Source organism: Thiomonas sp. (assembly GCF_054608695.1).
Map to the genome: position 1 here is coordinate 1 of NZ_JBTRXV010000106.1, position 11,809 is coordinate 11,809.

The 11,809-nt window shown below is 57.1% G+C and carries 11 protein-coding genes and 2 pseudogenes; 4 read left to right on the top strand and 9 right to left on the bottom strand.

Going from position 1 to position 11,809, the window contains the following annotated elements; genetic code table 11:
• The 4 genes and pseudogenes from ACYCUK_RS21060 to ACYCUK_RS21075 all read right to left on the bottom strand — a co-directional run.
• A pseudogene (locus ACYCUK_RS21060) lies at positions 1–195 on the bottom strand (TrbI/VirB10 family protein); the annotation flags it as partial.
• 9 nt (positions 196–204) lie between these two features.
• Positions 205–1,173: a TrbG/VirB9 family P-type conjugative transfer protein gene (locus ACYCUK_RS21065; RefSeq protein WP_461596591.1), complete on the bottom strand. Its 969-nt coding sequence runs from the start codon at positions 1,171–1,173 to the stop codon at positions 205–207.
• 10 nt (positions 1,174–1,183) lie between these two features.
• Positions 1,184–1,834, bottom strand: a complete 651-nt coding sequence (locus tag ACYCUK_RS21070; protein WP_461596592.1) for a VirB8/TrbF family protein — start codon at positions 1,832–1,834, stop codon at positions 1,184–1,186.
• Between the two features lie 169 nt (positions 1,835–2,003).
• Positions 2,004–3,047: an IS630 family transposase gene (locus ACYCUK_RS21075; RefSeq protein WP_461596593.1), complete on the bottom strand. Its 1,044-nt coding sequence runs from the start codon at positions 3,045–3,047 to the stop codon at positions 2,004–2,006.
• Positions 3,048–3,258: 211 nt separating this feature from the next.
• On the opposite strand from ACYCUK_RS21075, the gene ACYCUK_RS21080 reads away from it, so the two are divergent.
• Positions 3,259–3,603 carry an alcohol dehydrogenase catalytic domain-containing protein gene (locus ACYCUK_RS21080; RefSeq protein WP_461596594.1) on the top strand — a complete coding sequence of 115 codons (345 nt, stop codon included), beginning with the start codon at positions 3,259–3,261 and terminating at the stop codon, positions 3,601–3,603.
• A 128-nt stretch (positions 3,604–3,731) separates the two neighbouring features.
• On the opposite strand, the gene ACYCUK_RS21085 is transcribed toward ACYCUK_RS21080, so the two are convergent.
• The 4 genes from ACYCUK_RS21085 to pdxR form a co-directional block, all read right to left on the bottom strand.
• A complete protein-coding gene (locus ACYCUK_RS21085) occupies positions 3,732–4,469 on the bottom strand; it encodes an ABC transporter ATP-binding protein (RefSeq protein ID WP_461596595.1) in 738 nt (245 codons plus the stop codon).
• A 15-nt stretch (positions 4,470–4,484) separates the two neighbouring features.
• Positions 4,485–5,504 (bottom strand): taurine ABC transporter substrate-binding protein, encoded by a 1,020-nt coding sequence (locus ACYCUK_RS21090; protein ID WP_461596596.1) that lies wholly within the window; start codon positions 5,502–5,504, stop codon positions 4,485–4,487.
• 20 nt (positions 5,505–5,524) lie between these two features.
• Positions 5,525–6,358 (bottom strand): ABC transporter permease, encoded by an 834-nt coding sequence (locus tag ACYCUK_RS21095; RefSeq protein ID WP_461596597.1) that lies wholly within the window; start codon positions 6,356–6,358, stop codon positions 5,525–5,527.
• A 281-nt stretch (positions 6,359–6,639) separates the two neighbouring features.
• On the bottom strand, positions 6,640–8,151 hold the full coding sequence (gene pdxR, locus ACYCUK_RS21100; protein WP_461596598.1) for a MocR-like pyridoxine biosynthesis transcription factor PdxR: 1,512 nt from the start codon (positions 8,149–8,151) through the stop codon (positions 6,640–6,642).
• A gap of 97 nt (positions 8,152–8,248) precedes the next feature.
• Between pdxR and aptA the strand changes: the two genes are divergently transcribed.
• Genes aptA through ACYCUK_RS21115 form a run of 3 tightly spaced genes read left to right on the top strand, consistent with a single transcriptional unit; the run spans position 8,249 to position 11,128 of the window.
• A complete protein-coding gene (gene aptA / locus ACYCUK_RS21105; RefSeq protein WP_461596599.1) occupies positions 8,249–9,589 on the top strand; it encodes an omega-aminotransferase AptA in 1,341 nt (446 codons plus the stop codon).
• Complete coding sequence (locus ACYCUK_RS21110; RefSeq protein ID WP_461596600.1) at positions 9,586–10,317, top strand: sulfite exporter TauE/SafE family protein; 732 nt, start codon at positions 9,586–9,588, stop codon at positions 10,315–10,317. The genes aptA and ACYCUK_RS21110 overlap by 4 nt, the downstream gene beginning before the upstream one ends.
• A gap of 55 nt (positions 10,318–10,372) precedes the next feature.
• Positions 10,373–11,128, top strand: coding sequence for an SDR family NAD(P)-dependent oxidoreductase (locus ACYCUK_RS21115; protein WP_461596601.1), 756 nt, complete (start codon positions 10,373–10,375; stop codon positions 11,126–11,128).
• 594 nt (positions 11,129–11,722) lie between these two features.
• Here ACYCUK_RS21115 and ACYCUK_RS21120 read toward each other — a convergent pair.
• Positions 11,723–11,809: pseudogene (locus ACYCUK_RS21120) on the bottom strand (IS5/IS1182 family transposase); the annotation flags it as partial.

The window sequence follows — 11,809 nt, forward strand, 5'->3', positions numbered from 1 at the left end:
GATCACCATCCCGCCGACGACGACACTGCCGCCGACGAAGGCGATTGTCTTGAAATTCTTGCTCAGGCGCGCTCCGCCTTCGCGCGGCGAGCCCTTGACGCTCAGGACTCCCTTCTTGGGTGCCGCGGTGCCGTTGAGGTCCTGCTTGAGCAGACTCTCGTCCAGGGGCTTGTCGTCTTGGATGGCTTCAGTCATGGCGCGCCCTCACCGCCCAAAGAACCAGCCGCCACCACCCGCCTGACCGTGCCGGCAGGTCACGCTGCGGGCATCCTTGCCGACGCCGACGACCAGTTCGAACGTCTGCGGCAGGCCATCGATGATGTAGTAACCATGCACCAGGCGACTGTTCATCAGCTCAGTCTGGCCGTTGGTGACGTTGAACACGGCGGGCGCGTCGGTGTATTTCATGTCGGGCGCCATCTGCAGATAGGTGTGTCCGCCCCCTGCGAAGATGCGCAGGGGTTTCAGATCGGCGTTCTCAAGATCGGCATGGCCGTCATCCGCTTTGCAGGTGAAGTCGAAGTCCAGGCTTGCCGGGTCGATGCCACCGAGCGGCGCCACGACTGCTTGTTTTTGCGCCTCGACCTTGGCCTGCTCAGCCGCCCTCGCCTGTGCTGCCTGCTGCTGCATATTGATCACCAGTTGCTGCGGGTCGTAGAAGCCGACCAGCGGCACGTAGTCATGGGCGTCGCTGACCAGGGTCATGTAGTAGACCCGACCGGCGTCGGTCGTGACCACAAGATTGGTGACCAGGCCGGCAGCCGTGGGTTTGACCACCACCACGGGGCGGTCGCCGGCGCCGGCCGATTGCACAAGCCAGCGCACCGAGTCGCCGATGGACATGTTGGTGATGTGCTCCCCGGCCATCAGGTTGATGACGCAAATGTGCAGCGGTGCGCAGGTGATCGTGGGCCGGCTTTGGCCGTAGGGGTACATCACCTGACCATTCGTTCCGACGAGAGAGGGCGCAATCCCGGTTTGCAACCATTCCTGGCTGGCATCCTCAGTGGCCCTCGGCGAGAGCGGAACCGGAGCGACCCCACGGACCAGTTGGTCGCTCGTGCGCCCCTTGTCCGGGGTGCCGATTAGGTGAATCGTCGTGGTGCTCGGCATGGCCACGGCGGAGCTGGCCACCATGGCGAGCGCCACCAAGGAATAGGGGAAGAGTTTCATGGCGGCTTCCTTACTGGCCTTTGGAGAAAACCTGCGTCCAGGTCACGTTCTTGACGAACAACCCGAGCGGGTTGTCCAGCATGACCTGCGGACTCTCGGCGAGCTTGGGGTCGATCCCCGTGGTGACATCGGCCTTCCAGTGTTCGACCGGCTGCGGTTGCCCGCCGTTCACCCTCACCTCCTCCCAGCCGACCTGCCACGTGTCTTTGCTCACCGGCAGGATGCTGGTGATGTTGGCGCTCACCGTGAAATCGCCGAACGGGGGATGCTTGCTGTAGTAGCCGTTGAGGTAGGCGGCGGTGTCGCTGCTCGCCATGGCGTAGACGCGATGGATCAGCGTTTTCTGGGCCGCAGCGTCGGGGATGACAGTCCGGGCGTTCCAGATCCAGTTGGCGACCTGTGCCTCGATGATGCGTTGGTCCACGGCGCCGCCCGAGACGGGTTGCGCCATGGCGACCGGGTTACCCATCTTGTCGATCGCCACCACGTAGGGCTTGATCTTGGACTGGGCACCGATGAAGACGACGCCCGTGACCGCGATGGCGGCGACTGCCAATGCGCCAATCGCCGCGTAACGCCAGCTCTTGGCGCGGGCGCTTGCATCGCCATAGCGCTCATCCCACTCGCGGCGCGCATTCAAATAGGGGTTGGCTTCCGCCATCATGCCTCCTGTGCATGGGTGATGGGCCTAGGCCCTTACCTGGATTGCGCAGGAGGTTGCAGCAGGTGCAGCTTGATACGGTCAAATGCACTGATCAAAAATGCGCAAGTTGCCGCAGAACTCTACAAATCCCTAACCTGAGGTATTGAGGCAAATATTAACCCAGCCCTTAAATACAAGCTGCGTAGCGAGCCAGTGGGTGGCGGAAATAGCTGCGAACATGCTCGGGAGCATTTTGCAGCGTCTGCATGAAGCGCTGGGCTTTGGCCTTGAGTTCTTCGACCGTTTTGGCCACAGGGCCTGAGCGCAGGGCTGTTTTGAAGTCGCGGTTGAGGTACTCGTCGGGGTTGGACTCAGGCGCATAGGGTGGCAGGTACACCAATTCGATGCGATCTTCCTTGCCCTTGAGCCACTGTCGTACGGCTTTGGCGTGATGCACACGCAGGTTGTCGACGACCAGAAAGATTTTGGCTGTGGCCTGCGCCAGGAGCTTGTCGAGAAAGGCGATGAAGCGCTCGGTCTGGATGGATCCCTCGACGATCTCGAAGACCACCTCGCCGCACGCGGAGATGGCCGAGATCATGGACAGTTTGTTCCAGCGCGCAGGCAGCGTCAGCACGGGGGTGTGACCCGCCGGGGCATACCCGCGCACCCAATGCGCATCGTCTTTGACAGCGGTCTCATCGGCCCACAGCATCTGCGCACCTTCGGCCTTGGCCCGCGCAGCAATCTGCGGATAGTCTTGGCGCAACCACGCCGCGACGCGCACGGGGTCTTGCTCCAGCGCCCGTTTGACGGGGCGCTGCGGCGTGAAGCCCCAGCGCTTGAGGTATTTGCCCATGAGCCGCTCGGAAATCTCCAAGCCAAACTGCTCGGCCAGCAAGGCGCGAATGGCCGGGCGGCTCCACAAGGCAAAGGGTAATTTCAACTGCTCGGGCGTGTTCTCGACGATGTGCTGGCGGATCCACATCTCCTGCGCCAGGCTGAGCTTGCGGCACGCGCCCACTGGGCGGCCGCGACGCTTTTCCTGGAGCGCGGTCTCGCCTTGCCTGCGCGCCACAGCCAGCCACTTCTTGATCGTGCTCGCATGCACGCCAGCCACAACTGAGAGTTGTTCGGCGCTCATGCCCGACTGCTTGCGCAGCCGTAGCACCATCTGCCGCAACAGGGCCCGACTCTCCACACTGAGCTTGCGCGCATCGATCTTGTCCATGCCAACATTTTATCAAAATGTCGTGCATTTAGGGGCCTGGTTAATAAGTATGCCGCTTGATACTGTTTAAGGGCCTAATCAATAGTGGGATTCGTGACGTGGGCGCTGGCGGATTACAGCCGATGCTCTCCTCGTCCCGGGTGCGGGGTAGCCTCTCCCGGCACGGTCACACAACTTTCGCCCGAGACTTTCCGCCGATACACTGGCCCGCATGAAAACTGCCTTCTATAACCGTCTGGGCCCGGCACGCGAGGTGCTGCAGATCGGAGACCTCCCCGACCCCGTACCCGCTCCCGGCGAGGTGCGCGTGCGTGTCCAGTGGTCCGGGGTCAATCCTTCGGACGTCAAATCGCGTCTTGGCCTGCGTAGCGGCACGATGCCGTTCCCGCGCGTCATCCCCCACAGCGACGGCATGGGCGTGATCGACGCCGTGGGCGACGGGGTGCCGGCGGCGCGCGTCGGCCAGCGCGTCTGGACCTGGAACGCCGCCTGGGGGCGCCCGCAAGGTTACCCTTTGCGTACCGACACGACCCTTTGCGTACCGACACGAACTTAGGCGATGCGCCGATTTCGTTGTGACAAGGTGCTGCCCTGCACCGACTTCGTGGTGACGGACGTACCGGGCAAATGCTCCTGATCACGCATTCTTCGGCGCGCTGGTCAATTCGGCATCGGCGCGAATACCTAGGCCGACAAAATATCCATCGCTTTCCTCTTTAGGCCAAGGAATTGAGCACTGAATACGGCATCACGTGTGCGGGGGCGTGCCAAATCAACGGCTGTATCGAGCGCCACTCGCCCAGGGCGCGAAGTTAATACAACGAGGCGGGTTCCCATGAAAATTGCCTCATCCACATCATGTGTAATGAAAATGATGGTGCAGTGGATTTTCTCCCACAGAGATGTCAGAAATGCCTGCATCGAAGCCCTAGTTTGCGCGTCGAGGGCCCCAAAAGGTTCATCCATGAGCAGCACCTTGGGGTTCATGACCAGCGCCCGGGCAATAGCCACGCGTTGTTGCATGCCACCAGAAAGATGATAGGGCTTGTGGTTAGCGAATCCCTCCAAATCAATAATTCTCAGAATATGAGAGGAAGCTTGCTCTTTTTCCTCTTTTGAAGCACCCTGCAACGACAGTCCAAATTCGATATTTTCACGGACCGTCAGCCACGGATAGAGGCCCGCCTGCTGAAATACAACCACACGATCAGCACCGGGCTTATCCTTTTTCTCTCCGTCAATGTAAATGGCCCCTTCCGACGGCGCTGTTAGGCCCGCCAAAAGATGCAGCAAGGTCGTCTTGCCACATCCGGACGCGCCGAGAATGGTGACAAATTCACCACTTTCGAAATTCAAATTAATGTTTTCAAGCGCGGTTACGGATCCAAAGGCCTTGGAAATGGAATCAATAACGATCTTCACTGCGGACCCTGAGCATTAGTGCGACAGTGGCTCAGAGTACTGAGGAATTAGGCTGCCGTCAAAACTCTCAACTGTAGATGGTATGCGGCCGATTTCGTGTAATACCTTCGAGGTATTAACGAGGGTTTGGTAGGTGGCCGAAGAATGAATGGATGCCCCAGACCCCATGACGTCACCGGAAATTTGATCTTTACCCGAAAATACCTCGTACCCAGATAGTTCGGACTTAGCTAAAGGCACAGTTACTCCGGCCAATTTTGCCATGATTTTTATTGCTTTGGTCGGCTCATCCTTGGTCATCTTGACCCCTTCGTCTAGTGCTTTAACGAAGCCTACTGCTACATCCTTATGATCTTTAGCCCATTCACTGTTTACGATACAAACATTGTAGGAAGATGCCGACCTGGGCAGGTCTGCGTCAGTCTTAATGACATGGCCGCCTGATTCACGAAGAGCGCCAAAGACTGGATCCCACACAATGGCTGCGTCAATATCACCCGACAACCAAGAAGCACGCATCTGTGGAGGAGCCATGTTGATCTGTATCACCGAGTCATAGGGAACGCGTGCCTCTTTGAGGAAGGTGGCTAATTCAAAGGAAGCTTGGGACCCAGCAACGATGGCAATTTTCCTACCTTTAAGATCCGATACGGATTGGATGCCACTCTTGGGCTTAACAACAATCCCAGCGGCATTCGTGTAGCGCTCTTGATTGTAGATGATGGCCATTGGTAGGCCCTGTGATATTGCAGCGACTAGCGGCGGAATGCCAATCCCACACATGAAATTCAAACTGTTGGAGGCCAATGCACTCATCGCTGCTGGCCCCGAGCTGAAAAATTTATATTGAATATTTGCGTTCATGTTTTTTTCAAATAATTTTTCACCCATTGATACCATATAGGGGTCTGCGCCATTATTTTCATAGCCAATGACAACGTCTGGCTTGCCGCCGGCCACAGCAGGCGTTTGCGTCAAGGTCGCCCACGTTAAAAGTGGGATCAAGCCAGCTTTGAGCCAATACAGTGCTTTCATTTTATTTCTCCAGGTTGAGATTAGACTTGCCCCTTCCAGGGCACGAAAATATCTTCAAGTTTTCTAATCACCAATTCCATGGCATAGCCAATCAAACCGATGATGATAATGCCAACGATGACAATACTGACCTGTAGCGCTTGGCCAGCAAATTGCACAAGCCACCCTAACCCACTACTGGCTGCGATAAGCTCGGCAGCGACGAGACAGGTCCACGCAACACCGATGCCTACACGCATGGCTGTGAAAATTTCTGGCAACGCCGAGGGGAGAATGACTTTCCAGAATATTCGCCCATTCGAAGCGCCCAAAGTTCGAGCAACAGAAATACGGAGCGGGGGTGTACTGTTGACGCCTGACATAGTGCCAATGATGATGACAGGTACAGTACCGACCAAAATCAAGACGATCTTGGGTAGCTCACCAATGCCAAACCAGACAACCAGTAAGGGGATATAGGCTAGTGGCGGAACGGGGCGAATGAATTGCAGGAAAGGATCAACAACATCGAAAACAATCTTGTTGCGCGACATCAGCAGTCCGATGGGAACTCCAAAAATGACAGCGCCAATAAAACCTATAACAATGCGCAGCGTGCTGACAAAAATGTCGGTCGGGAGAGTTTGTCCGCCGTAGCCTTCGTGCAAAATCATCACGAGGGATTTCCAGACACTTTGAGGCGATGGCAATGCAAACGGTGGAAAAACACCTGACCAAGCAACCACTTGCCAAGCGGCAAGTGCTGCTACTAAAACGATAATCGTTGCCCAATTTATTTTGAGGCTTACACTCGGTGTCTTACCGGCATCCTTTTTGAAAAAAGGTGCGATATTGCGCAGAGAGAATGTGTACATGGGCGTTCCTCAGGCAGGTATTCATCGGATTCATGATTACTCGACACCGTTGATACGTGTTAGGTTGGAGTTCACGTTCAAAGATGCAAATTCCTGACCAAGCGATGGTGCCAGCCGAAAGTTTTGATTGGTCCAGGGCTCCCTGAGAGGCAATGGATCGTGAAATAGGCCTCGCCGTGCCAGCGTGCGATGGGCTGACTTTGCTACGACCACGCACCTTTCGGGTGCAAATTTGGTTTACGAACGACACACGCGGTGCGCGTTGGCACTGACTTGGATCGCTAGGTATGCCGATAGGCCCGGAGAAAGTGGCGCGAAGATGCATCCAAAGCATTGCTGAGCTCTTCAATGCCAGGCTTGATACGCTCGATAGGTATCGAGGAGAAGCCGAGCCGGATGTAGGGAACGGTCATCTGTTCTTGAAAGAATGGCTCGCCTGGATCAAAAAGTACACCGCGCGCGAGGCACGCTGCGCGCAGTGCAGCCAGATCTGGGCTGCCGCTGAGCCGTAGCCATACCGATGAGCCTCCACTGGGGATCGTGAACCCGGCATTGGGCATACGGCGCGTGAGTGCATCAGCAAGGACCGCTGCACGAGAACTCAAAACGTGCCGTGTTTGGTGCAATAGGCGGTCATAGTGACCCTGCTGAATGAAGAACGCCGCGGCAACCTGGTTATTGCCTGGCGCCTGGCGGATCATCAGCCGTCGCAACAGGCGAAGCTGCTCGATGACAGGAGTGGGCGCGACGATATAGCCGATGCGTAGCCCTGGCGACAACAGTTTCGACAAGCTGCTGAGGTAAATGACACGATCGCATTTATCGATGGCTTTTAGCGCGGGCAACGGTTGCCCAAGGTATTGAGTCTCGGGGTCGTAGTCGTCTTCGAAAATGACTTGATCGTGTTGTGATGCGTGGTTGAGCAGGGCGATCCGTCGGTCTGTGCTCATGGTCACGCCAGTTGGACATTGATGGCTTGGTGTGCAATAAATGTACTTGCACTCTGCAAGCTGGGAGGACACCTTCAGGCCGCTTTCATCGACTGGGAGTGGCAATACACGTGCCGCTTGGCGTGAGAAGATATTGCGCGCATCCATATAGCCCGGATTCTCGACTCCCACGACTGTGCCCGCATCTGCAAACAACTCTCCTAGCAGGTAGAGGCCGTGCTGCGTTCCAAGCGTAAGAAGGATTTGGTCAGGTCTTGCGGCAATGCCACGGCGCGGAAGCACACGCCGAATCAACTGCTCAATGAGCTGTGCTGAATCACCTCCAGTCCCGTCTTGGGCCCAGCTTTCGACCGCTGCGACTCCAAGCGCCTGTCGACTGCACTCGCGCCAATCCGACAAGGGAAACAGCTTCGGATCAAACTGGCCGAAGATGAATGGATAGCGATATTTCTGCCAGTCTTGAGGGCGGTCAAGCCAGCGAAACTGTGTGCTCGGAGGGTGTATTTTGGCGCTCCAGTCTGGCGTTCCGGGCGCGGCAGATGCGTTGACTCGTGTGACATTGGCGCGGGCAATCGAACCACACACGTAATAGCCGTCCCTGGGGCGCGCTTCAAGATAGCCGTCTGCCACAAGACGGTCGTACACAAGGACAACGGTGTTTCGAGAAACATCCACCAGTGCTGCCAGTTCGCGTCCTGACGGCAGGCACAAGCCAGCCTGTAGCCGACCATCAAGAATTGCGTTGACCAGTGCTGTGCGCAACTGGAGTTGCAGCGGCACGGCGCCCCGTGCAGGCGTCTGCAGCAACTGCAGCCACATCAGTTCATGCTCGCTGGAGCTCATGGAGAACCCTTTGGCTGGCACCATCAAATGACTTCGCTGGCATTATGCTGGACCTAAAAAAGTTGCAATCATGGCGGCACCACCTTGGAACCCTGCCATGAACCCATTCGAATCGGTCCTGCCGTCAACTTTTTCAGTTTCCATGCAGCATCAATGGCTGCCCTTCACGCCTAATCGTGAATTCAAGGCAGATCCCAGACTGTTCGCGCGTGCAAAGGATCAGTTTTTCTACGACCTCGACGGGCGCCAGATACTCGATGCCGGATCGGGGCTTTTCACGACCCCTGCTGGTCATTGTCGTTCCGAGATCGCTAACGCTGTCCATGCACAGCTTCTCGAGCTCGATTTCACGCCGAGTTTCCTGCGAGCGCATCCCAAGTCGTTCGAGCTGTCGAGTCGCTTGGTGGGCCTTCTTCCCGATGGGATGGAAAAGCTCTTTTTTGTTAGCTCGGGTTCGGAAGCCGTCGATACTGCGATGAAGATCTGCCTTGCATATCAACGTGCAAAAGGCGCGGCGGGTCGCACCATGTTTGTCTCGCGTGAACGTGCTTATCACGGTGTGAATTTCGGCGGCATTGCGTTGTCGGGAATGGTCAACAATCGGCGCGCGTACGGCAATCTCGTGCACGGTGTGGTGCATATGCGCGACACGTGGCTCGAAGAGAATCGATTCCAGATCGGCCAGCCCAAGCATGGCGCCGAACTTGCTAACGATCTGCTACGCCTTGTTCAGTTGCATGGCGCTGAAAACATCGCAGCCTGCTTCGTTGAGCCGATCGCTGGCTCGACGGGCGTACTCGTGCCGCCCGCAGGTTACCTAGAACGCCTGCGCGAAATTTGCACGTCACACGGCATCCTGCTCGTGTTCGACGAAGTCATCTGCGGCTTCGGGCGCACTGGCCAGCCGTTCGCCGCACAAAGCTTTGGGGTGACGCCAGACCTCATCACGATGGCCAAGGCGCTGACCAACGGCGCCATACCGATGGCTGCCGTCGCGGTCGCGAATCATGTGCACGACACGATTGTCGATACCGCACCCGAGGGGGCGATCGAATTTTTCCACGGCTATACGTGGTCAGCGCATCCGGTCGCGTGCGCTGCCGCGATCGCAGCACTCGATATCTATCGTGACGAAGCGTTGTTCGAACGTGCACGAGACCTGTCAGGCTATTTCCTCGAGCAGATTGCTACCTTGCGCTCGTCACCGCTGGTTTCGGACACTCGGGGCTACGGCATGATCGCAGGCATCGACGTGAAGTCTGACGGCGCGCCTGGCCGTCGCGGTCATCTGTGGCAGAAGATGCTCTTTGATGCCGGCGTGCACCTGAAAACGACAGGGGATTGCGCGATCGTCGCGCCACAATTCGTTTTCGAGCGCGAGCACATTGATCAGACCGTCAACATCCTGCGTAGCACGCTCGCCTCGTTCGACGCATGAGCTTTGTCGGCCCACCTGCGGTGCTGGCGTGGCTGATGCTCATCAGCTTCGTGGCTGGCACGGCCAAGGGGGTGAGTGGTTTCGGCGCTGCACTCTTGATGGCACCTTTGTTTGGTTTGCTAATCACGACTCCTGACGCTGGTGCGTTGATCGTGCTGGTTCATTGCGCCACTTCGTTGCAGGGTGCGCGTAAGTGGGCGGGCACGGTTCGCTGGCGTTCGGTGGTGCCACTTGCATTGTTCGCAATGGCTTGCGCTGCACTGACCACACATTGGATCACCAGCGACAACGCGGCATTCATGCGTCACCTCGTCGCGCTGAGCGTACTTGCGGCGACCGGCGTGCATATGACCGGATGGCGCTGGCGTCATAACGGCGGATGGGCGCCGACTTTCGCCGCAGGTGCCATGAGTGGTGCGCTGACGGCGCTTGGCGGGGTTGGTGGGCCACCTGCCGTGTATTACTTCAACGGAATTTCCCACGGGCCTGCTTTGCGCGCCAACCTGCTTGGCTATTTCGCAGTATTGTTTTCGGGCGTGACCCTAATCATGGTGGCAAGCCGACAGATTCGCCTACCGCAAATCTGGACGACCGCATTGTTGATTCCGGCGTTCGTCATCGGTGTACGACTTGGTGAAGGCGTCTCCACTCGGCTTCCACTGCGTTGGTTCAATCGCATTGTCAGCGGCATGTTGCTGGGCTCCGGACTGGTCGCGTTGCTGGCCTAGGTGGTGGATCACTGCGTGCTTTTTGCCAGTTTCTAACAACATAGAGAAGACTGCCATGAATATCGTTGTAACTGGTGCGACATCCGGATTTGGCGAGGCGATCAGCGAGCGCCTGATTCAGGAAGGTCATCAAGTGTTCGCAACAGGCCGGCGCACGGACAGGTTGGCCTCCTTGGCCGCTCGTTGCGGGGAACGACTGGTACCCAAAATACTGGATGTCAGGCATGGAGCCACTGTTGCGGCGCTCTTTAGTGAAATTGAAACGACTCATGGCCCCATCGATGTGCTGGTCAACAACGCCGGGCTAGCTCTCGGGGCGGAGCCCGCCTACGCGGTGCCGCTCGCTGACTGGGAGATTATGGTGGATACCAATATCAAGGGCGTTATGTACTGCACGCACGCCGTTCTCCCGGGTATGGTCGAGCGTGATCGCGGCTGGATTTTCAACCTCGGGTCAATAGCTGGGACATACCCATATCCAGGTGGCAATGTCTATGGCGCAACGAAAGCTTTCGTACATCAATTCAGCCTGAACCTGCGGGCGGACCTTGCGGGCAAGCAGGTTCACGTCACCTCAATTGAGCCTGGTCTCTGTGGCGGCACCGAATTTTCGGTCACTCGTTTTCACGGTGACACAGTTCGAGCGGCCAATGTCTACGACGATGCATCACCGCTTGGGGCTGCAGACATTGCCAATACCATTTGCTGGCTTTTATCCTTGCCGCCAAATGTCAATATCAACACCATCGAAATGATGCCAACCAGCCAAGCATCGGCCAATTTTGCGATCGTTCGGAAGCCAAAGAGTTGACTCCACCATCTTGTTAATAAAGTCGTAAACACCAGCCAAGCATAGATGCGGTCTTGCGACGCACCGGTCAACTGAGGCGCCACTGCAAAGTCGTAAACACAGGCCGTGAATGGGTCCTGATCAGACACAGTTCGAACAATAAAGTCGTAAACGGCAGTAGTCGAGTTGCCCGAGGCAGCCAACCCGCTGCTGCTTAAGGTTACCCTGTGCGTGCCGATACGATTTTTGGGATGGGATGATCGCTGTGACCAGACACTGTCCAGCTCCGATTCCGTGGCGACTGATGCCCCGATCACGTGCTCGTCGACACGCCGGTCATCCGGCATCGATGCAAACCTCGAATACAGCCGTAGGCCACCGACATCGCCGCAGTTGGTACGACCTCTGGCAAATGGCAACATCCCAATACTACTTCCACGCTAGGTACTAGACCATGCCACTCGTTACTTGATAGCTGCTGTGACTATGCGCGGATTGCCCTGCCGGGTCGCGCATGCCGCTCACCACGAGGGTTCCATCTATCGCGTAGCCCTACGGTTTCGATTGAGTGCGATTCAGGGCCGAATAAGGCCGAACTTGTTCTAGATGGTGCCGTCACGAGATTGCAAGCCAAAGCACCAGGCAGCGTATGTGGACGGCTGCCAGGAATGAAGCGGCGTTTTTGGCGTCGCGCGTCGCAAT